The 20574-nt window shown below is 39.5% G+C and carries 21 protein-coding genes; 7 read left to right on the forward strand and 14 right to left on the reverse strand.

The window, feature by feature from the left end; genetic code table 11:
* Positions 1-10 precede the first annotated feature (10 nt).
* The 8 genes from BMW86_RS28700 to BMW86_RS28735 all read right to left on the reverse strand — a co-directional run bounded on the left by BMW86_RS28700 (position 11) and on the right by BMW86_RS28735 (position 7072).
* A complete protein-coding gene (locus BMW86_RS28700; RefSeq protein WP_089786764.1) occupies positions 11-1381 on the reverse strand; it encodes a TolC family protein in 1371 nt (456 codons plus the stop codon).
* Between the two features lie 21 nt (positions 1382-1402).
* Complete coding sequence (locus BMW86_RS28705; RefSeq protein WP_143056723.1) at positions 1403-2869, reverse strand: hypothetical protein; 1467 nt, start codon at positions 2867-2869, stop codon at positions 1403-1405.
* A gap of 153 nt (positions 2870-3022) precedes the next feature.
* Positions 3023-3451 carry a MarR family winged helix-turn-helix transcriptional regulator gene (locus BMW86_RS28710; RefSeq protein WP_143056724.1) on the reverse strand — a complete coding sequence of 143 codons (429 nt, stop codon included), beginning with the start codon at positions 3449-3451 and terminating at the stop codon, positions 3023-3025.
* 227 nt (positions 3452-3678) lie between these two features.
* A complete protein-coding gene (locus tag BMW86_RS28715; RefSeq protein ID WP_089786772.1) occupies positions 3679-3969 on the reverse strand; it encodes a type II toxin-antitoxin system RelE/ParE family toxin in 291 nt (96 codons plus the stop codon).
* A complete protein-coding gene (locus tag BMW86_RS28720) occupies positions 3963-4178 on the reverse strand; it encodes a hypothetical protein (protein ID WP_089786775.1) in 216 nt (71 codons plus the stop codon). Before BMW86_RS28720 ends, BMW86_RS28715 begins: the two co-directional genes overlap by 7 nt.
* 294 nt (positions 4179-4472) lie before the next feature.
* Positions 4473-5474, reverse strand: coding sequence for an NADP-dependent oxidoreductase (locus tag BMW86_RS28725; protein WP_089786777.1), 1002 nt, complete (start codon positions 5472-5474; stop codon positions 4473-4475).
* A gap of 22 nt (positions 5475-5496) precedes the next feature.
* Positions 5497-6258: an SDR family oxidoreductase gene (locus BMW86_RS28730; protein WP_089788216.1), complete on the reverse strand. Its 762-nt coding sequence runs from the start codon at positions 6256-6258 to the stop codon at positions 5497-5499.
* Positions 6259-6268: 10 nt separating this feature from the next.
* On the reverse strand, positions 6269-7072 hold the full coding sequence (locus BMW86_RS28735) for an SDR family NAD(P)-dependent oxidoreductase (protein ID WP_089786780.1): 804 nt from the start codon (positions 7070-7072) through the stop codon (positions 6269-6271).
* Positions 7073-7161: 89 nt separating this feature from the next.
* Here BMW86_RS28735 and BMW86_RS28740 point away from each other — a divergent pair, with 89 nt between their 5' ends.
* Both BMW86_RS28740 and BMW86_RS28745 read left to right on the forward strand, forming a co-directional pair.
* Positions 7162-7569 carry a winged helix-turn-helix transcriptional regulator gene (locus tag BMW86_RS28740; protein WP_089788219.1) on the forward strand — a complete coding sequence of 136 codons (408 nt, stop codon included), beginning with the start codon at positions 7162-7164 and terminating at the stop codon, positions 7567-7569.
* 121 nt (positions 7570-7690) lie between these two features.
* Positions 7691-7903 (forward strand): hypothetical protein, encoded by a 213-nt coding sequence (locus BMW86_RS28745; protein WP_089786783.1) that lies wholly within the window; start codon positions 7691-7693, stop codon positions 7901-7903.
* A 501-nt stretch (positions 7904-8404) separates the two neighbouring features.
* On the opposite strand, the gene BMW86_RS28755 is transcribed toward BMW86_RS28745, so the two are convergent.
* From BMW86_RS28755 to BMW86_RS28765, 3 genes are all read right to left on the reverse strand, one after another.
* Positions 8405-9571: a hypothetical protein gene (locus BMW86_RS28755; protein ID WP_089786788.1), complete on the reverse strand. Its 1167-nt coding sequence runs from the start codon at positions 9569-9571 to the stop codon at positions 8405-8407.
* An 83-nt stretch (positions 9572-9654) separates the two neighbouring features.
* Complete coding sequence (locus tag BMW86_RS28760; protein ID WP_089786790.1) at positions 9655-10536, reverse strand: hypothetical protein; 882 nt, start codon at positions 10534-10536, stop codon at positions 9655-9657.
* 64 nt (positions 10537-10600) lie between these two features.
* Positions 10601-12124, reverse strand: coding sequence for a M61 family metallopeptidase (locus tag BMW86_RS28765; RefSeq protein WP_089786792.1), 1524 nt, complete (start codon positions 12122-12124; stop codon positions 10601-10603).
* Between the two features lie 136 nt (positions 12125-12260).
* Here BMW86_RS28765 and BMW86_RS28770 point away from each other — a divergent pair, with 136 nt between their 5' ends.
* The 3 genes from BMW86_RS28770 to BMW86_RS28780 all read left to right on the forward strand — a co-directional run bounded on the left by BMW86_RS28770 (position 12261) and on the right by BMW86_RS28780 (position 16208).
* The gene (locus BMW86_RS28770; protein WP_218149249.1) at positions 12261-14837 is read left to right on the forward strand and encodes a sigma 54-interacting transcriptional regulator; all 2577 of its coding nucleotides are present in this window, start codon (positions 12261-12263) and stop codon (positions 14835-14837) included.
* A gap of 236 nt (positions 14838-15073) precedes the next feature.
* Positions 15074-15826: an SDR family oxidoreductase gene (locus BMW86_RS28775; RefSeq protein ID WP_089786797.1), complete on the forward strand. Its 753-nt coding sequence runs from the start codon at positions 15074-15076 to the stop codon at positions 15824-15826.
* Positions 15827-15851: 25 nt separating this feature from the next.
* On the forward strand, positions 15852-16208 hold the full coding sequence (locus tag BMW86_RS28780; RefSeq protein WP_089786799.1) for a YciI family protein: 357 nt from the start codon (positions 15852-15854) through the stop codon (positions 16206-16208).
* Positions 16209-16261: 53 nt separating this feature from the next.
* Here BMW86_RS28780 and BMW86_RS28785 read toward each other — a convergent pair whose 3' ends face one another.
* The 3 genes from BMW86_RS28785 to BMW86_RS28795 all read right to left on the reverse strand — a co-directional run bounded on the left by BMW86_RS28785 (position 16262) and on the right by BMW86_RS28795 (position 18321).
* Positions 16262-17269: a bestrophin family protein gene (locus BMW86_RS28785; protein WP_089786801.1), complete on the reverse strand. Its 1008-nt coding sequence runs from the start codon at positions 17267-17269 to the stop codon at positions 16262-16264.
* Positions 17270-17287: 18 nt separating this feature from the next.
* Positions 17288-17470, reverse strand: a complete 183-nt coding sequence (locus tag BMW86_RS28790; RefSeq protein ID WP_089786803.1) for a hypothetical protein — start codon at positions 17468-17470, stop codon at positions 17288-17290.
* Positions 17471-17634: 164 nt separating this feature from the next.
* The gene (locus BMW86_RS28795; RefSeq protein ID WP_089786805.1) at positions 17635-18321 is read right to left on the reverse strand and encodes an exopolysaccharide biosynthesis polyprenyl glycosylphosphotransferase; all 687 of its coding nucleotides are present in this window, start codon (positions 18319-18321) and stop codon (positions 17635-17637) included.
* A gap of 130 nt (positions 18322-18451) precedes the next feature.
* Between BMW86_RS28795 and BMW86_RS28800 the strand changes: the two genes are divergently transcribed.
* A complete protein-coding gene (locus tag BMW86_RS28800) occupies positions 18452-19579 on the forward strand; it encodes a DUF1972 domain-containing protein (protein WP_089786806.1) in 1128 nt (375 codons plus the stop codon).
* The gene (locus BMW86_RS28805; protein ID WP_089786809.1) at positions 19576-20574 is read left to right on the forward strand and encodes a glycosyltransferase family 2 protein; all 999 of its coding nucleotides are present in this window, start codon (positions 19576-19578) and stop codon (positions 20572-20574) included. The genes BMW86_RS28800 and BMW86_RS28805 overlap by 4 nt, the downstream gene beginning before the upstream one ends.

Raw genomic sequence — 20574 nt, forward strand, 5'->3', positions numbered from 1 at the left:
TTCTTATTGATTATTTAAGATTTGTTACATAAGAGCTTAAAGAACCTTTGGCTTTTTCCAATGCTATTTGTGCGGTCAGAAAATCCAGAAGGGAAGTGATATAATTAGTCTGTGCTTCTTTAAAGGAAGAATCCGCATCCAGATAAGAGGATAGAGTAGAAGTCCCTTCCCTGTATTCAACAGCAGAGGCATCCATTACGTCTCTGGCAAGGTCAAGGTTCTCCTTATTTTTTTTCAGACTGGTATAAGAACTAAACAGATTGTTGCCTGCATTTTCGAAATCAAGTTTATAATTCTGAACATTCATCTTCATCGTAAGATTTTGCGTTTGAAGATTAAGCTGACTTTGTTTCAACTGACTGCTTTTTTTGAACCCGCTAAAGATGGGAATACTCAGTTTTACCCCGATGGCAGAATAGTCAAACCAATTGGAGAAAGCATTGGAAAATTCTGTACCGTAAGCATTCACTCCATATTTAGCATATATTGAAAAGGTTGGAAGAAAGGCTGCTTTTTTCTTTTTAACATCAATTTCTTTCGATGAAAGATTCTGCTGATCTATCTTAAAATCAGTAAGCTTTGAAGTATCCAGTTCGTTTATTAATTGAAGGTCTATATGCGTTGAATAATCAACATGCTGGTCAATGGCAAGGGGCGCTTTAAGGTCCAGCCCCATTGCATTTTTCAGTTTATTTAAAGCGAGTTTCAAATAATTGTCGTTCAGTGCAAGTTCTGACTGTACATTATTCAGGTTAACGCGGGAACGGTCATACTCACTCTTTTTTACGACACCTTGCTCATAGCGTAGTTTTAGGATATCGAGTAGCTGCTTGTATTGGGTCTCGTTATCTCTCAGCAGTGTTCCTTTTTCCCCGTAAGTAAGCACTTCATAGTAAGCAGATGCCGTATTATAGATAAGTGTCTCATTCTCTTTCAATACGTTGAGGTCTGCAATTTCTTTATCAACCCTGGCTGATTTGATAGTTAATGCAGAAGACTTATCAAAAATTGTCTGGTCTGCCTGCAGATATCCGCCTGTACTGAATTTGCTCCCCATTTGGAGTTTGGTTTCATTAGCAGAAAATGTTCCGGCAGGAATAATAGATGTTTGCAGCTTGATGTTATAATCGAGGCTGGTATTAGCTGATACTGAGGGAAGGAAGGCGGCTTTATTTTCCCTGATCTTTTCTCTCGTTACCTGTGCATTATTTGCATAAATACTACTGTTAGGATGATTCCTTAGCGTAAACTGAATACAGTCTTTTAAGCTAAAGGAATCCTTTGCCTGCCCTGAAACCTTATTGAAGGATAGAGATGCCGTAATTACTAATAGAAAGAGTAATTTCCTGTGAAAAATACATTGCTTTAGTTGATGTGACATAGCATTTTATTGTGTTATTATCTATCTGATGTTTTTATTAATTTCCCTCAGTATTCTTTTATTCCTGCTGAAACCAGGACCGAACATGTATCCAATGTTAAACTGAAGCTTCAAACCACTGTAATTCTCCAGTCCCCCTATTGAAGGATTATAATTGGGGCTCCATACATATTTCAGCGCCATATCATACAGTACCCTTTTCCCCAACCGGGAGGATAATCCGAGACCGGACTGAATGGAAAGTTTCTTCTGCGTATAATCTGTAGTGGAAAGCGAGCCTGTCATATTTCCTTTTACCCTGATGAGCGTTGTATTCGTAGCTCCTGCACCAAACAGGAAATACGCTTTAGGTTCGGCGATGAGTTTAGCCCTTTCAGAGAAATACTTTGCATGTAATTCCGGATCATTTGTATGGGGATCAATATGTGACATGTTCCCCATCAATGTATTTCGCAATCTCTTACCATATAATCCTCCTAAACCAATTTTCATATAAGAGGAAATGGAAAAAATCGACCCGGCACCTCCCGAAAAGGATGTACCATAAACGTCAACGGCTTTGGATGGGATATTCAATTGTAGTTCCACGCCTATTCTGTCCTTATTAGTAATAAACCGCTCAGATGCCAATCCGAATACAAAGGCATTATCTGAAATATTTACTCTTGTTTTGGTATCCTCGGCCCCATGTGCGTAGGCAGGAAAGTACATTCCTCCCATCGTTATACTTACTACCCTGTTATCGGTATTATCAGTCAGCAATCTTTCATCAAGAATAAATTTTGCCCTTGCATATGCGCGTTCTCTCCTTGAAAGGCGATCGATTTCCCATACTTGAGTAGTATCAGGTAAAAGGGGCGGATTCTTTATAAAATAGACACTATCTAAAGTTTGTTCCCTCACGGTCAACCGGTATGGATTTTTTTTGCTGATGGTATGACGCATTGGATACAGCACCGTTGCAGTGTAAGCCATAGCTATACCTGTAGCAGGCATCATATAGAGCATGCCGGGAAAGGAGGTGAATTCTGTTGGCAGCAGGGATATAAAGGGCATGGTAAGTGAGTTTTTGGCTGTGTTCTCACCATTTTTGTGATATACCCTGAAGGATGTAATATTTCTGATATAGACCGTATCAAAACCAGTCTGCCTTGCAGAAAGAGGGAAAGGATGTCTGCGGGCAAGAATTAAAGTGCTATCCGTAATGAAGACAATAGGAGCTTCATAGTAAAAAGTCTTCTTGTTAAAATCAACCCTTGCAAGGGGTTGTGCTTTATGTCTTACCTCATCGGACCGTATCCATAATTTAATGTACGCACCCTGCTGTATGCTATCTTTTTTGCCTGTGCGTACATTTTCTTCAACAAGGATCTTTTGCTTATTGCTATCGACTAACAGTGAGAGAGAATATGTGGACTGGCCATTTGATTTTTGGCTTAAAACCGACAGCGAAAACACAATGATACACCTGGTATGCAATTGTTCCATAATTTTTGATTTATAATACTGGTTCATTAACTGTCTAAATCCGTCCCTTGTGTTTTGTTCACTTTTATCTACCAATGCCCTTATTATATAGTTGATATTGAATATTATCTCTTTGTGAGAAGATTGATATTATCAACTATTAGAGTAAAAAAATTATTTTTTCAAGTTGGATTTAATGACTGAAAGTGCTTTTGATAAAGCAGCTAAATCATCTCCAGACATGCCTTCGAGAAAGTGCTCAGCCACTTTCGCCTCAAGTTCAAGGGCTTTCTGAATTGTTTCAGCGCCTTTCTTGGTTAATACGAGATGTTTCTTACGACGATCTTCCGTATCGGCGATCCTTACAATCATTTTTTTCTTTTGCAAGCTATCTATGATCCTTAAAACACCAGATTTGTCTTTGCTAAGCATATGTGCAATGTCCTGCTGAATAACATCATCATTGGAATTCAGAATGCTAAGTAGTATGAACTGTTCCATTGCCAGATCAAGACCACTGTCCCTAATCGCAGTAGCGATCTGTTTACCCATTAATTTAAAGGTTTCTGCAATTTGTAAACCCAGTGTCGTTTTATTTATCAAGACGAAAAGTTTAATTCTGAAGCAAAGATAGATATTTGATTGATATTAACAACTAATTTTTCCAAGGGGTTACTTTTGGTTAAGCCGGGCAGGCCGGCGGAGGCAGCGCCATGCTCTCTATTATGCGCAAAGCTGTCAGGCTGATTGATGAAGATACAAATGATACCAGGAAGGGGTTGTCTAAAAGATGAACACTACTGCCTATAAACCTGTGAGGAATAATCCGGTTAATAAGATAATGGATTTCTGCCCGTGTGCCGTAGGCGTATTATACGAATTTCATTAGGCATTATCCGGTAGGATACTCTGAAATGGTGTTTTTCAAAAGCACGCCAGTTACTATCGTTAGCTAACTTATACTTGTCCGGTGGATATTTTTTTGGGTGATTGGGTAAGTCAATGGTAATATCAATGATTTCATCCCTTACTTTAGCGGCATTGAGTGGTGAATCCTGAAAAATATACTCATAGGCTTTTTGTAGTTCCGCTTTAGCCTGTTTACTCCAAACTGTTACCATTTACTGGCTTCTTTTTTTAAATCGACGGCGGTAATAAAATCCCCATTTTCAATTTCATCATTGCCGGCTTTCAGGTCCTGATTATATTCGGCAAGAGTTTGCGGTTTTTCAGAAGTATGGTATCCTATACCCATAATTTTCAGGGTGCGTATCAACCACTCCTTTTTTGAAGCATCCTCAATATTGTCAAAATCAATTATAAGTTCCATGAGTCTCGTTTTTCTGTCTAAACCTTATTTTCAATATACTTATTCCCAATCGCTTTACAAAGTTAAACTTTTTCGCAAGAATAACCCCATACTACCAGGAGAAGCTGGCATCTGCATAATAGGGGTGTAATATATTGTATTTCAGTATTTTATAAAATTTATGCTATAAGATTTACTGTAAAACATATGATAAGGTTAAGCGTTAACCCTTTCGCGGGCCTACCTCTATTTTCTTTGAAATATGCGTATACCTATGGAGCTTTCCTTATATGATAATATCAACCAAGGCTAATTTTACTTAACCTTGATGACGACCTTCCCTTTTGCACGCCCGCTTTCGACATAGGTCAAAGCTTCTTCTGTTTTCCCGAATGGAAAGACCTTATCGACAACCGGACTTATAATACCTGAATCAATAAGAGCAGTGATTTTGCTTAACTGGCTACCTTCTGCCCGCATAAAAAGGAACGAATAGTCTACGCCTTTTCGTTTTGCTTTCCTGCGTGTGCCAAAGCTCAGCAACCCCATTATGATTTTCAGTGGCCAGCCCAGTCCGATTTCTTTTGCGAAAGAAGGGTCCGGAGGACCTGATATCGAGATAAGTTTTCCACCCGGTTTTAGCACCCGGAGGGACTTTTCGAGTGTCTTGGCATCCTGGCTGTTCAGCACCACATCATAATCGCGCAGAATGGTCTCAAAATCGTCCTTTTTATAATCAATCACCACATCTGCCCCAAGTGCTTTCACCCATTCTAAGTTTGCCGTACTGGTTGTGGTTGCTACGGTGGCACCAATGTGTTTGGCCAATTGAATGGCAATTGTTCCCACACCGCCGGAGCCGGCCTGGATGAAAACTTTTTGCCCTTTTTTCAGGTCTGCTTTTTCAACAAGCGCCTGCCAGACCGTTAAGGCCACAAGGGGGATAGATGCCGCTTCTTCCATGGTAAGCTTTTTGGGTTTAAGCGCCACATCAGCTTCATTGATTGCAATAAGCTCTGCAAAAGTACCGATACGATGATCTGCTGGTCGTGCATACACTTCATCGCCCACTTTAAAGCGAGTGACGCTGGCACCTATTTTTGTGATCACACCTGCCACATCGTGCCCTAAAACAAGGGGCATTTTGTAGGGTAGAATAAGTTTAAATTCCCCATTTTTTATTTTTGAATCCAACAAGTTCACACCGGCGGCATATACCTGAACCAATACGTCATTTACTTTTACAACGGGTTCCGCGATTTCCTGCGGATGCAATTTCTCTTTCTTGCCGTAGCGATTTACAATAAATGCTTTCATTTTTATGAAGTTTGTTTTATGGTTATAGGGACTGGTAAGTTTTCTTGGAATTAACTAAGCCAAAAGCTATTTTAGGGAAAAGCCGGTTGAGTATATACAGCAATTTTGTATCACCCACACGGATGGTATATTGGTCTTTTTTAAGTCCGGATATCAGGCCTTCTACCAGCTTTTCCGGGGTCATCTTTTTTTCGTCTCTGGCTGCGGTCATTTCTGTTGCTACAAGTGGTGGTAGTAGTTCAAATACCTTCACGTTGCTGTTTAGAATGTGTAAATGCTCTCTGAGTGATTTGGTGTAAAAAGCTAAAGCCGTTTTAGTAGCTGAATAAGTAGCTTCCAACAGTGAAGGTACATAACTAAGTATAGAGGTTGTATTGATAATAGCCGCTTCCTTTCTCGATTTCAGCATATCCATAAAAAGGTTGTTCAGGCGGATCACCCCCAGGTAATTGACGTTCATTTCGTAAGCGGCCCCTTCCCAGTGTTTGTCGTTGGTAACTCCCAAATTTAATGGAGGAACACCAACGCCTGCATTATTGTACAATATATCAATACCGCCAAGATCTTTTATCTGGCTGAATAGCGAAATGGCATCCTCCGCATCGGCTACATCGCTGTTTATGGCAATCAAAGCCGGATTCGTTTTTTTGGCTGCGTCCAGTTTATCCTGGTTCCTGCCAGTAATAATAACCCTGGCACCATTGGCTAAAAATTGCTTAGCCGCTTCCAGACCAATGCCAGAGGCGCCGCCTGTTATCAATATTGTTTTTCCTTTTATGATCATGATATTAGTTTTAATGTGCACCATTCACTCTTTTCAAAATAGAATTTTCGAAAACGCTATATGCAAAACGTTGTAGTGTAAGAATAACAGACGAACCTTTGCCAACAGGAGAGTTAAATTTTGGATCTTGTTCATTCACAATTTTGAGCACAGTATTTACAACTGGCTCAGGCCCGGCCGCTTTATCAAATTCCTTTTTTGTGAACGCAGCAATTTTTTGCCGGAATATATTGTAATCATTAATTTCCCCATTTGACGCAACTGCATTTTCTCCAATGTTGGTTTTGAACCCCATAGGTTCAACCATGCTTACTTTGATGTTAAATTGATTCAATTCAAATCGCAATGATTTGAAATACCCTTCCAGGGCATGTTTAGACGCAGAGTAGTAAGCAACATTCGGAAGCCCGATTAAACCAAGAATAGAACCAATTGTAATTATTTTTCCATGCTTTTGCTTTCTGAAATAAGGTAATAACTCATTTGTGAGTTTAACAGTTCCCCAGAAGTTTGTTTCCAATTGTTGTTTTCCTAATTCAACAGGAGTTTCTTCGGCAAGCCCTGTTACCAAATACCCTGCATTGTTTATCAGTACATCTAACTGATTGATCTGACGGAACAGTTGCGTGGCAAAAGATGAGATTGAATGATCGTCAGCAATATCTAATGCTAATAGTTTAAAAGGCAGTGTAGCTTTATATTTATCCGGATTGCGGCTGGTACCAATCACATGGTAGCCGCTTTCGTGAAGCTTGTTGGCTATAAGGAGGCCAAAACCTGAAGAGGCCCCTGTCACCAGAATTGTTTGTTTCATTTTGTGTTGTTTCGTATCTTTACTTGCATTTTGCAAGTGTAAATATAGTATTTACTTGCAAAATGCAAGTGTTTTTTTTAAATATTTTTATGGCTAAAGCAAAAAAGAGGTCGGATTGTCCGGTTAGTTGTTCCCTTGATATATGGGGAGATAAGTGGTCGCTATTGATTATCAGGGACTTGTTATTCGCAAAAGAGTGTACTTATGGGGATTTTTTAAAGGCAGCGGAAGGAATAGCTACTAATATTTTAGCCGCCAGGTTACTGGTGCTGGAAGAAAATAAGATTATTGAAAAACTAGCGCATCCGGATAGTAAAGCCAAAGTATTATATAGATTAACCCGAAAAGGGATTGACTTACTTCCCGTAATGATTGAAATAAATCTATGGGCAGAAAAATATTTTTCTATACCGGAAGATAGAAAAGCGCTGTTGCAAGAGGTGAAAAAAGATAAGGCCGGATTTATTAAAGCAATGACTAAAGAATTGGAGAGTTGATTTAAATAAACGACTAAAGTGCTGCGGGTATTTAAGGCCTGATTCAAAAGCTATTTCATTGATTTTTTTTGGATCAAATATTTTTTATCTTTGATAAAGTAAAATTTGATAATTCGTTATCATGGTTAAACCTAAAAGCACCAAAATAAGTGTACGTAAAATAATTACAGCAGGCATTGTTGGCCTGGCTGGTGGTGTTATTACTTTTGCATCAGTTGTTCCTGGAGCAGCTGCTATGATATTAGGTAGTGTGTTGGGGGCAGGTGTAACAGGGATAGCTGAATATCAACGCGAAATAAAGGCAAGTTCTACAGAAGCCGCCAAAAACTTTTAATTCCACAATTAACATTTAATCTCAATTACCTTCTACCTTGAAGAATGAAAGCTTCTTTCAATCCCATTGGCTTATAACAATAGCGGGATTTGTCACTGTGGGATATATAGTCGCGTCTATATGGAAGAAAAAATTGTCTCGTGACTCTTTAGTTAATGTAGTAACTACATTTCTATCTGCCGCCTCTATCTTGGGTGGAATTAAACTCATGTATGTGACCATCATGAGTAAATTAATTAATAATCCAATAAACCTTGAAGACTCTGAGCTGGTTTATACTGTAATAGGAGGTTTTGCAGTCTCCTGGATGGCTACATGGGAAGTAATAAAGAAATTTAAAGAATAAATATTTATTAATGAGTCTCCTTATTATAAACTGAATGAGGAATTCACTTTGAGAACTCAGTACTCTCTTAAAGTGCCAAAATTCGGATTTAAAGAATCTAAATACTTTATTAAGTTTACAGGAATATTATCAATCTTTGTGGGATACCAATCCTTTTATAACGTAAATTCTCCTGTTTCAATATCAACACCTGTAGCGAAAGGAGGCTTTTTTACAATATAAGGAATATTGTCTACTGTAGGTAATATACCTTTCCCCAATGGCCCGCCGGTGGCGGTTTCCATAATTGCATCTCCTATGAGTCCTCCAACCATTTCCACCGGGATGTTAAAAAGAGTATAATTGTTTTTGCGGCGGGACAATGGCAGGTAACCGGTCAAAACAATGCTATTTTCTTTTTGTTCAATGGGAATAAGCAGGTCATAATATTGTTTAAGTAATAAGCCATTTTTACGTACTCCCCAGAACTTATCAACAAATGTTTTCTTTCTGCTACTATCCGTATAAAAAAAACGTACCGTATTATGCTCCAGGCTATACGCTATATTTAAAATAGAAGGTTGATCATTAATAAACTCCTTAAAGGTTAAATAAATACCATCTGCATGTTCCTTTGATTGTAAAGCTGGTTTCTGGTAACGTTGTAACGCCTCTTCCCGGATAGCGGATATTGTATAAACAAGGCTGTCAACCTTTTGCAGTAAAGCGCCTTTTGTAAGCGAGTGTTCCAGTAAAATGTGCAAAGCATCTGTTATATTTTCTCTGTGCCTATGAGTTACATCCATACTTCCTTTTATCAGGACCGTATCCAGTTGTGTAAGCCGTTTAAATGTTCCGTTACCATTGCCGGCGAACACAATGGCTTTCAGATGTAAGTATCCTTTCTCACTCATCCCGAATGTACGTTCGCCGATTCGCAGTTCCTGTATCACCCATACAAACGGCACAGCATGTTTTTTATACATCCGTCCATATCGCCGATCTACATATGATTGCAAATATGCTGTATAAGGCTTATCCGGAAGGGCTTCTACCCATCTGTTGAATGCGCCGGTCTGCACATATCCCAGTAATGAAGAATCACTCACTGCATTGATCACCCGGATATCAGAGATAGCCATACCTGCCGGAACTTCTTTCTCAGGATCAAAATCCGTCAGGGAAATGGTTTGGGGTACATCATTACTGCTATCAGTATTTTTTGCTTTTTTACCTGCTTTAAAAGGATCTTTGGCTTTACGGTTATCATCTGCATATTGTGCATGGGTAATAGTGGTAAACAAAGTAAGACCCAGGAGTAATGAGCAGTAAACATTTTTCATATGGAATAATATAGATATCAGGGGAGGATTATAGTTATTAATAACATAGCAAGCACGAATGTAACATTATATGTTTTCTTTTATCATTCATTGGAACTATATTTTATTAGCTGGATCACCATTTTTGTTCCGTCAATATTGGTGTATTCAAGTCTTACGAAACCGTATTTTGGGTGATAATAGCTTTTCAGGGATGTTTTCATAGTGGTATTATCAAATTCAGATGTTCCTGTTCCGTTTGTGACTTTACATTTTATCTTACCTAAAGGACTGTTAATAATTTCATCTTTTTGCCTTGTATAGTCAAAGTGGATCTTGATATTTCCTTTGTAGTTTATCCACCGGGGATCTAAATATGGGTTACCTGTTTCTAAATCCCACGACCAATGATTAACGGATTCGTCTAAGTAATAAAAGGGAAATGGATTTAATTGTAGGATTTTAAATGTGAATTGTCTGGGTGGGTGCATCCATAAATTTTTAGCATTGTCAATCACACCGGTACTCACACCACTGCACAAAAACAGACGGTTGGTTTCATCCCTTTGAAAACATTCACAAAGAGAATCATTCTTTATAATGTAAGCATAACTCATTACTGTTTGTGTGTATGTTGAATCATAATTTGGGAATGTCTCTACTGAATCTGTTACTATCAGTTTTATCTGAGCTATGGTACTGTCCGTCAGATTTTGATAATCGGTAAGATTAAGTGGATTATCAACAGATGTTATGTTTTTACTTAGCAGGAACTTCTTTTTTACTCCCGAATTGTCAATATAGTAATAATCGAAAATGAAAGTCGTTTTAAGCTTATATGAAATATTGTCTCTTGAGTATCTATGTTTTTCTGTACTTGAATAATCTGGTTTTTCAATGTATATCCCACCATCAGAAATTAATTCCTGCGCAAAGAGTTTTCCAACTGGTATAAAGATTAAGAGTATAAGGATGTTTCTGTTCATTTTTGCTGTTAGTGATCCGGGTTATATGATGAGAGTATTGTTGCAATTAGCTAATGTATAATTTCTAACGGTGTAACCAGCTGGTATAAATAGCATACTGTAACGCAGTAGGATGCTGCATAGGCGTAATTTTAAATGCGGTATCGATATCCAGTCCGGCATATGCGAAGTATTTGGGATAGTTTACAGCCGCCACCGTATTGGTATATGAAAATACTTCCTTTAAAGGAACACCTGCTATACGTTCGCATTCTTTCTGAAATTCCTCATCAGTAAAACCTCTTTTCTTTTTCTGGTAATACTTTTTATATAGCGCTTTCATCACATCATCCAGAGAATGTTTATTGCCTGTCTCATATCTTATCTTAAAATCAATCATTAATCCCAGTATACATCCTTTATCATAGACGGAAATGGTACTGTCGCGTTCCTTGTCCGTTCTGGTAAAAGGATTACCTCTGATAGCCCATATACCCCTGCTGGCAGCAGCGGCCGACTGGTAAAGATGACCAGATACGCCCTCATAGTTTTTGATATGCTGCTGCAGTTCTTCCAATACATATTCATCATCTATTAATCCGGCTGCACGGACACCCAGGAGTGCATAATAATCGGTGAATCCTTCAGATACCCATAACAGGTTTGTATAGTTTTCTTTACTGTAATCGAAGGGCCCCAGTTCTATAGGTCGGATACGTTTTACATTATACAGATGGAAATATTCATGGGAGAGAAAGTTATAGAAATGCTCTTTGTATCCGGGAGCCATCAGGTTTTTGTTGCCAATAAGCAGGGAAGCCGAGTTAAGATGTTCTATCCCCCCGGAACCACTCCCTTTATGCCCTACACCAAGGAAGGTATAATGTGAATAGGGGATGTCTCCGATGAAACTGCTTGTATGTTCTACTATTTTTTTCAGGTCGGCTATAAAAAGGTTGCGGTCGAACTCTCCCAGGTTATAACAGATAAACTGATGGGGGATACCTTTGACAGTAAAGGAGGGGAATACTTCCAGTTTGCCCATCAGCAAAGGGCTGTCATACAGGATATCGAAATCGGCGGCATAAAAAACATTGCTTTTCCCGGGAATGGCATCCAAGCCGGTAGCCACGAATTTATTCCAACCGCTATAGGGTTGTATTTCAATGGTAACTGGGTGTCTGAGTTCTTTTTCGAGATACATGAATAGTCCGCCCGGGATAATGTATCCGTAGTTTTCATCCAGGTTTACATTTCCGATGAAGGGTTCTACGGCTTTTACATCATAACTGATGAGTACATCCTTATTTTCAGCATGTACCTTCCAGGTACTGGAGTCTTTTTCCCAGGCAAGGGACTGACCATCGGAGCTGGTGGCTTTAAAATCTTTTACGGCAGCAGCAAAATCAATGATCTCATAGAAGCCGGGCGTCCATGTGCACATCTTAAAATCAAGGGCTTCCTTTTTAGTATGGCTGTATTGCAGCGATACATGATAAAGATGGCTGGATGGGTTTTCCATCGTCACCTTAAAAGTCATTTGAGCCTGGGTTGGGATAATTATTCCAAGGCAGAGGATCAGGTACAGGACCGGGATTTTGTTTGTCATTTTACTGGGTTGAGGCAAAAGCTAATATACGCCTGCGAAAATTAAGAATTAACCGTATTTTTATAAAAACTGGCTCAAAATTGTCCAGTTTTCCGTTCTCCAATTGTCATGCTGTCTGGAAATCTTATAAGATTACATGATGGAAAAAAGAATTGAATTATTAGAGAAAGAGAGAAAAATCCTGCTCGAGCTTGGCAATGACCTTACAAAAGTCAGAGAGAAGAACGATCTCATCACTTTATTTTCCTCCAGGATCAAAGCGTTATTCTATTTTACACACGCTATTGTTACCCTGATTGATCATAAAAACGAGACTTATACTCCTTTTCTGCTCGATCCCGTTTCTTCCCCTATTAAGGACCATCCTGCTTATGCCTCCCTGGTGATTGCACATTTTCCTTTGAATGAGCCATTCATACAGCAGGTACTAAATGGAAACGGCCCAACCTCTTTTATACTGGAAGATATAATGGATGCCCCGGAAAGCCCGTCTTTTCTGAAAGTGAATTATGAAGGGGGAGCCAGGGAGATCTTAATGACGCCTTTGAAAAGTAAGGAAGAGACCATTGGTTTTCTGCATGTTTATAATACCAGCAGTTTTACGGATGAATTTAAGAGTATTATAAACGGTATTTCTCCGCAGATTTCCAGTGCGGTTTCCAATATTATACAAAATGAGGCCATCAGTTATGAGGAGCATATTAATGAGGTTGTACTTGCTTTAAGTAACGATATGGTGAAGGTGAGAGACCGGCAGGACTTATTAAAAGTTATTACTAAAGATCTTAAAAAGGTCTTCAGTTTTTCGCACAGTATGATGACAGTACTGGATAAAGCAGGTGAGAACTACAATGTTTTCTTAGTAGAGGGGGATGGGATGGCTTTGCCAACGTCTGTACAGGATGGGATTTATGATGTGGCATCTCTTTATTTTAAGCCGTTGATCTTCGATATGCGTTCTTTCGATATGGAGAATGTTCCATTATGGTTTAAACGGCATTATGCCAGGGGATCAAGAGAGATGATGGTGAAAATCCTTCCAGGGAATGGAATTACTGAATATAGCCTGATATTATTTGCTGATCAGGTAAATACTTTTGGGGAGGAGGCTATCAACATTATACAACGTATATCCAGTCAGCTTTTTATTGCGGCCAGTAATATCTCTGCCAATGAAGCCATTCTTGAAAGGGAGAATGAAAAGTCTTTTTTGCTGGATTTCAGTAGTGACATTGCTGCTGTAAGGACAAAAGATGATCTGAAATCGGCTATTTCCCTTGTATTACAGAAGGTATTGGATATGAAGTTAGCCATGATACGGGTAATAGAAGATGATGGCGTAACGCTGAGCCCTTATATATATGACGAGAGTGTGTTTGATAAGGACAACCCGTTTTTTAAGCAACTCGCTTATAAAAATATTGATATTTATGAAGAGCTTTCAGCAAGAGTGCTGAATAGTGATGGACCTGTTGTTTTTAATATTGCAGAAGAAATAAGGCAGGGGAATAACAGAGCATATATTCGTTTGTGGGAAAGTACAGGTTTTAAGAATGCTTTCGGGGCGCCATTGCGTGTAGGCAATACAAACCTGGGAACGTTATGGTTGTTAACAGACGATATAAACCTGCGGATCCTTAAGGGGATCTGTGCACAGATATCAATAGCTATATCTAATATCAGGGCGAATGAAAAAGTACTGAGTTATAAACAGAAACTGGAGATAGAGAACGATTATCTGAAAGAGCAGATTCAGACGACTTACTCAGAGATTGTAGGGAATGGAGCAGAGATGCAAAAGGTGTACCGTTTAATGTCTCAGGTAGCGGAATCCGGTTCTACGGTGCTTATACTGGGAGAAACAGGTACTGGTAAAGAATTAATAGCAAGGGCATTACATAACACTTCTCCCAGAAACAGTAAATTAATGGTAAAAGTGAATTGTGCAGCGCTGCCTGTTCATCTGATTGAAAGCGAGCTTTTCGGTCATGAGAAAGGGGCTTTTACCGGGGCTATAGACAGGCGGATCGGGAAGTTTGAATTGGCCAATAACAGTACGTTGTTTTTGGATGAGATAGGAGAGATGCCGCTTGAGTTACAGGTTAAATTATTGCGGGTGATTCAGGAGCGGGAGTTTGAAAGGATAGGAGGGAAAACGACTATCAAAGTAGATGTGCGTATCATCGCTGCTACCAACAGAGAGCTGGAAGTAGAAGTACAGGAGGGCCGGTTCAGATCAGATCTTTATTATCGCCTGAATGTATTCCCTATTCATTTACCGCCATTACGTGAAAGGCCGGAAGATATTGAGCCACTGGCGAATTTCTTTGTTGGTAAATTCAGCAAGAATATAGGTCGTAAAGTAACAGGCATAACTGCCAAAGTTATGCAGGAGCTAAGAACATACCTGTGGCCGGGCAATGTACGTGAGCTGGAACATATCATAGAAAGAAGTATCTTATTAAGCGAAGATCATCTGTTAAGAGAGGTTCATTTACCCAGACAAAAAAGTGAGATTACACAGACTATTTCTTCTGCTGCAAGGACATTAGATGATATGGAGCGTTCCTACATTATTGAAGTATTGAAAAGATGCAGGGGCAAGATTTCCGGCGCCGGCGGAGCAGCGGAAATACTGGAAATTCCGGGCACGACTTTACATTCTAAAATGAAAAAATTAACTATTTCCAAGGCGGATTATTTTCTGAAATAGTACGTTGGCATAATATAATTGTAACAGGCTGTCTTTTGAAGCAGCCTGTTTTTTTATTTTATACGCGCCTTCACTGTATTTCGCCAAAAGCTTAGACAAATCGCTTTATACCGTGAAAATGAAATCCTATAAATCTGTGTAATTATTTGGTTGTCAATTATTTATTTGGGTGGCACGTTGCTTGCAAACTCATAGCGGAAAGATAAAAATTTCATCATTTTTTAAAAGACAACATTATGAAAATTGTAGTAATCGGCGGTACCGGCCTTATAGGTTCTAAAGTAGTTAATAATCTTCGTAAGCTTGGTCATGAAGTAATTGCAGCATCACCAGCTTCAGGTGTGAACACACTCACAGGTGACGGACTGGATGAAGTATTACAAGGCACGGATGTGGTAGTTGATCTTGCTAACTCTCCTTCTTTTGAAGACAAAGCAGTATTAGCATTCTTCGAAACTGCTGGTCGTAATTTATTTGCAGCTGAAACCAAAGCAGGTATCAAGCATCATGTTGCTTTATCTATCGTAGGTACTGAGAGGCTGGATAATGGTTATTTCCGGGCAAAACAGGCTCAGGAGAGAATAATCAGGCAGTCAGGCATTCCTTATTCAATTGTTCATTCTACACAGTTCATGGAGTTCCTGGGCGCTATTGCGGATGCTGGTGCTGTAGGAGAGGAGACTCATCTGTCTACAGGTGCTTTTCAGCCAATAGCCTCAGATGATGTAGCTGCTGCGGTAGCAGATGTTGCTGCAGGTAAACCGTTGAATGGTATTATTGAAATAGCCGGACCAGAAAGAGGACGTCTGGTGGATTTTGTAAAACGTTATTTAGATAAGAAGGGAGATACCCGTAAGATTGTGGCAGATGCTCATGCTAAATATTTCGGTTCTGAGTTGGACGATCAGTCTATTGTACCTGGTGCAAATCCACGTTTAGGTAAGATCAATTTCGAAACCTGGTTTAGCAGTCAGCTTCAAAAAGCATAATCATTTACAACAAAAACTACATAACATGCTGGAGTTTTTATTAGTCATCCACAGAGATTTTACCAGTGCCAATCCAACACCAACACCGGACCAGATGAAAGAAGCAATGAAGCCTTACCAGGATTGGATAGGTGCTATTGCTGCACAGAATAAACTGGTAGAGCCTCCTAAGCGCTGGGATGTTGATGGCCGTGTTATCAAACAGGTAAAGATGAAAGAGGAAGTGATCAGCGGGCCTTATGTTGAAACGAAAGAATCTATAGGTGGATTGTTACTGATTAAAGCAAAAGATTATGATGAAGCAGTAGAGATTGCAAGAGGTTGTCCCATCATTAAATACGGGGCGATTGTAGAAGTTCGTATGGCGATTCCCGCTGCCTGATTTCTCTCTTACTAAATAAAAAAAGCCTTCGCAAATCTGCGAAGGCTTTTTTATTATAAAATAATATTATGCTGAGGTAGTAAGGAAGGTGGCCGCTCTTTTTCTCCCAACATATCCCGCAGTTCTATCTCAATAGCCCTGCACATCTGGGATATAGGCACATCATTAGCGCTTCCTTCAAAAGGATTTTCTGTACTTTCTCCTACCTGTTCCAGCGAGGTATACATCCATGAGATAATCATACTGAATGGTACCACCAGCCAAACCATATTGCCTTTCATGATCCCATTCACACTATCATTGAGTTTGTCGAATTCATGCAACATACCAAATGGTAACAGGAAGCAGAATAAGTTGACGAAAAATGTATTGATAGTAGAATATTGCCGCGGATAGGGGGAGTCTTTTATAGACTCGCTCTGACCTTGTACAGTATAAAAGTTAAAGATCGCTTTCTGCATTTCAATGAACTGGGGCAGGACTAATTCCTGTTTTCCATACAACTCATTGATGGTTTGGCTTTGCATACTCATAATCTGAGTTGCTTTATTTTTTGTTGTTAGAATGCTCTTTAACTCTTCCTCCGTCATATATTTCCTCAGCTCAGTTTCAATGGCAGTTTCTCTTTCCGGAATGGAGTAATATTTTTGATACTCTGCATTGTGGCGTTTATCATTTACTTCCCATATCCTCTCTTCTCTCATCTGGTAACGCAGAGCGGTGAGCCAGGCGATGTGCCGGTTTACCAGTGTTTTTGTTGTTGCCGTATTTTTCAGGAAGTCCCTGCTCATAATACCCCATGACCTGCTACTGGTAAGAATGTTTGTCCAGATCTTTTGTGCATCCATTGTACGGTTATAGGTTTGCGTATTTTTGAAGCCGACAATAAATGCAGTAGCTGTTCCCAGAAGTCCTACTACAGTCCAGGGGATGGCCAGCCATTTTATACCGGTTACCTGGTATAATATCACAGGTATACATCCGAAAATAAGCAGGATATACACATTTCGCCTGGTCCAGATAAGGAACTCTGGTAATTTATAGGATTTTCCTGTATGCATGCTTTTAAGGGGTTTTAATTATTCAGATGGAGCTACAAGCTGATCTTCCGGTTGATCATCCAAATTACTGAAATCATTCAGAAATTCACTACCCTCATAGGAGTCTTTATCATGAAAAGGTTCCAGGGCTGTTTGTACAGTGGTAGGTTTTACTTCTCTGGCGGCAAAAATGTTGCGAAACAACTGGGTGAGTTCTTTCATCTTATTAAGTTTTAAATGGTTTATAAATACCTATAAGTATTTACAACCAGCATGCCATGCAGATAAGTATATGATTATTAATAGACTAAGAAGATTTTAGCGTTTTGAATTTCGCGATATATAGTGAGTTGGCGAATGGGATCGCGATATACAGCGGAGTCTTTTTAATAAGCCTTCTCATCTTTTCGTAACAATAACCCGGTAGTGAGTACTATTATTCTTACATCAAAAAAGAAAGACCAGTTCTCCAGATAATAAACATCGTGTTGTACTCTTAAATCCATTTCAGAAAGCAATTTCGTTTCACCTCTGTATCCACTCGCCTGTGCCCATCCTGTAATACCGGGTTTTACAAAATGCCGGACCATGTAGTTGTCCAGTAGTTGTTTATACTTTTCTGTATGAGCAAGCATATGTGGTCTGGGGCCAACAACCGACATATCATTTATCAGTACGTTAAAGAATTGTGGCAATTCATCAAGGTTTGTACGTCGCAGAAAACGTCCTATCCTGGTGAAACGGGCATCGTTTAATGTCGCCTGCGTAATGTCTGCCAGATCATTTACATACATGCTCCTGAACTTATAGCAAACGAAAGGCTGATTGTTCTTACCGGAACGTAACTGCTTAAAGAAAACAGGACCTCGGGAATCCAGCTTAATTAACAGTGCGAGAACAGGAGTCAGCCAACTCAGAATAAAGACGATCACTATAATGGACAATACAATGTCCAGAGATCGTTTTACGAACTGATTGAAACCATCCTGCAATGGCATACACTCATACACGCGCTGTTGCTCCGGCAGCGCTTTCTCTTTAAGGCCAATCTGGCTCAAACTTTTGCTGATCATACAAAAAATAGATAGTGATACAAAGCCGTGCTAACTCATTATAAACAACCAAAAAGCACGATATGGTTGCCTCATAATTAAAAATATTTAGCGTAAAACATTCCTACATTTGTTACATAAGTAAGGCAAAATGAACATTGCGATTATTGGTACTCGAGGCATTCCAAATCACTACGGCGGATTTGAACAACTAGCGGAATATCTTTCTGAAGGTCTGGTGAAATCAGGGCATCACGTTACGGTATATAACTCGCACAATCATCCTTATCAGGAGAAAAAGTGGAAAGGCGTAAATATTATTCACTGCTACGATCCTGAACATAAAATAGGAACAGCCGGACAATTCATTTATGATCTGAATTGTATCATGCATGCCCGTAAGCAGGACTTCGATATCATTTTACAGTTAGGTTATACCAGCAGTACAATCTGGGGATGGCTACTGCCCCGGCAGAAAAGCATTGTCACCACCAATATGGACGGACTGGAATGGAAACGCAGTAAGTACTCCCGCTATGTGCAACGCTTTTTATTATATGCTGAAAAACTGGGAGTGAGATACAGCGATCACCTGATTGCAGATTCACTGGGGATACAGACATACCTGCGGGAAAAGTATCAGAAAGAAGCAACTTATATTGCTTATGGTGCAGAAGTTTTTGAACGTCCTGATGAGACAATATTAAAAAAGTATCAGCTTCAGCAATTTCAATACAACATGCTGATCGCACGCATGGAACCAGAGAATAATATTGAAACTATTCTGGATGGATCTATGCTGCAGCCAACCCCTGCACCTTTTATTGTAATAGGAAACGTGGATACGAAATATGGGAAATTCCTGAAAGAAAAGTATGCTGCGGGTCAACATATCAGGTTTTTAGGTGGGATATATAACCTGGAAGAACTGAATAACCTGCGTTATTATTCTAACCTGTACTTTCATGGGCATAGTGTGGGTGGCACCAATCCTTCTTTACTGGAAGCTATGGCATCGCAGGCCGTAATATGTGCGCATGATAATATCTTTAACCGGTCGGTTCTGGAAAATAATGGATTTTATTTTTCGGATGCAAGAGATGTGATGGGATTATTAGGTTCCGTTTCAAGGGAAAAAGAGTATAAGAAAATAGCAGAGAACAAATCGAAAATCATCCATCAATATTCCTGTGAAACAATTATTGATCAATACCTGAAACATTTCGCGGAAATTACGGAAGAAAAGAAAGTTGTTAAAGTTTTTCAGTACTCCAGATGAACATCAGTGTAGTCATACCTACTTACAACCGTAAAAAGAGCCTGGTTGCTTTATTAAACAACCTTCACAACTCTACACACCCGGTTGAGGAAGTAATTATTGTAGATGCGGGGAATGAACAGTTAACAAATGCAGACTACCCCGGTTTAAATATTCAACACTTATCGTCCATTCCTTCAGTCTGTGTTCAGCGGAATATGGGAATAAGAGCTGCCAGGTCCGAATGGATCTTCCTCTGTGATGATGATATAGAAGTACCGGCAGATTATCTGCAAAAGATAAGCACCTACATTCAGGAACATGGGGAAGCCGGTGCTGTTTCCGGACAGGTACTACAGCAGGAAAACGGTAAATGGATGGCTACCTATCCGGTTTACTCCGCTAAACAATTAATCATCAGATACGTTTTTGGTTTAAGTATCTGGGGTGAAATCCGGTGCACATCAGACAACCTTCTCATAAAGAGGATTAAAAGATATTACGCCCGTAAAGGAAATCACATTGCAAGATCCGGCTGGCCGGTGATTACAGATTTCTCAGGTGATAATTGTACCGTACCGGTATTTGGATTAGGGGCAAGTGTTATCCGTAAGAGCTGGCTGGAATATTCTCCTTATGATGAAACGCTGGATAAAAATGGAATTGGTGATAATTATGGGGTTAGTATCGGTTTCCCGGGAACAGGCATTCACATATTGAACAATGCCTTTGTTTATCATCACCAGGAACGGATGAACAGGCTGAAACATCCTTTGCAATATTATAGAAGAGTGTTAGCGCTTGATTATTTTATCCGTACAAAAAAGGAATTGAAAAATGTAAGGAGGATATCTTTTGCCTGGTCTTTGTTTGGGAATAGCCTGGTATTTCTCTTTTCGGGAAACTGGTTAATGGTAGATGCCGCGAAGAAAGCATTTTTCCAGGTTGTATTCAGAAAAAATCCATACGCTGAAGCGGCTGCATGTGACAAAAAAATCATTGAACCGAAATTGTAA

This window comes from Chitinophaga sp. YR573, assembly GCF_900110995.1.
Lineage (GTDB): Bacteria > Bacteroidota > Bacteroidia > Chitinophagales > Chitinophagaceae > Chitinophaga.

What these genes read in the sequence shown, in the direction of transcription:
- BMW86_RS28770 (WP_218149249.1), top strand. Translation starts at nt 12,261, where the DNA reads ATGATGGAAAAAAGAATTGAATTATTAGAGAAAGAGAGAAAAATCCTG.
- BMW86_RS28760 (WP_089786790.1), bottom strand. Translation starts at nt 10,536, where the DNA reads ATGAACAGAAACATCCTTATACTCTTAATCTTTATACCAGTTGGAAAA.
- BMW86_RS28775 (WP_089786797.1), top strand. Translation starts at nt 15,074, where the DNA reads ATGAAAATTGTAGTAATCGGCGGTACCGGCCTTATAGGTTCTAAAGTA.
- BMW86_RS28735 (WP_089786780.1), bottom strand. Translation starts at nt 7,072, where the DNA reads ATGAAACAAACAATTCTGGTGACAGGGGCCTCTTCAGGTTTTGGCCTC.
- BMW86_RS28745 (WP_089786783.1), top strand. Translation starts at nt 7,691, where the DNA reads ATGGTTAAACCTAAAAGCACCAAAATAAGTGTACGTAAAATAATTACA.
- BMW86_RS28780 (WP_089786799.1), top strand. Translation starts at nt 15,852, where the DNA reads ATGCTGGAGTTTTTATTAGTCATCCACAGAGATTTTACCAGTGCCAAT.
- BMW86_RS28790 (WP_089786803.1), bottom strand. Translation starts at nt 17,470, where the DNA reads ATGAAAGAACTCACCCAGTTGTTTCGCAACATTTTTGCCGCCAGAGAA.
- BMW86_RS28730 (WP_089788216.1), bottom strand. Translation starts at nt 6,258, where the DNA reads ATGATCATAAAAGGAAAAACAATATTGATAACAGGCGGCGCCTCTGGC.
- BMW86_RS28705 (WP_143056723.1), bottom strand. Translation starts at nt 2,869, where the DNA reads ATGGAACAATTGCATACCAGGTGTATCATTGTGTTTTCGCTGTCGGTT.
- BMW86_RS28725 (WP_089786777.1), bottom strand. Translation starts at nt 5,474, where the DNA reads ATGAAAGCATTTATTGTAAATCGCTACGGCAAGAAAGAGAAATTGCAT.
- BMW86_RS28785 (WP_089786801.1), bottom strand. Translation starts at nt 17,269, where the DNA reads ATGCATACAGGAAAATCCTATAAATTACCAGAGTTCCTTATCTGGACC.
- BMW86_RS28740 (WP_089788219.1), top strand. Translation starts at nt 7,162, where the DNA reads ATGGCTAAAGCAAAAAAGAGGTCGGATTGTCCGGTTAGTTGTTCCCTT.
- BMW86_RS28765 (WP_089786792.1), bottom strand. Translation starts at nt 12,124, where the DNA reads ATGACAAACAAAATCCCGGTCCTGTACCTGATCCTCTGCCTTGGAATA.
- BMW86_RS28755 (WP_089786788.1), bottom strand. Translation starts at nt 9,571, where the DNA reads ATGAAAAATGTTTACTGCTCATTACTCCTGGGTCTTACTTTGTTTACC.
- BMW86_RS28700 (WP_089786764.1), bottom strand. Translation starts at nt 1,381, where the DNA reads ATGTCACATCAACTAAAGCAATGTATTTTTCACAGGAAATTACTCTTT.
- BMW86_RS28805 (WP_089786809.1), top strand. Translation starts at nt 19,576, where the DNA reads ATGAACATCAGTGTAGTCATACCTACTTACAACCGTAAAAAGAGCCTG.
- BMW86_RS28795 (WP_089786805.1), bottom strand. Translation starts at nt 18,321, where the DNA reads ATGATCAGCAAAAGTTTGAGCCAGATTGGCCTTAAAGAGAAAGCGCTG.
- BMW86_RS28720 (WP_089786775.1), bottom strand. Translation starts at nt 4,178, where the DNA reads ATGGAACTTATAATTGATTTTGACAATATTGAGGATGCTTCAAAAAAG.
- BMW86_RS28800 (WP_089786806.1), top strand. Translation starts at nt 18,452, where the DNA reads ATGAACATTGCGATTATTGGTACTCGAGGCATTCCAAATCACTACGGC.
- BMW86_RS28715 (WP_089786772.1), bottom strand. Translation starts at nt 3,969, where the DNA reads ATGGTAACAGTTTGGAGTAAACAGGCTAAAGCGGAACTACAAAAAGCC.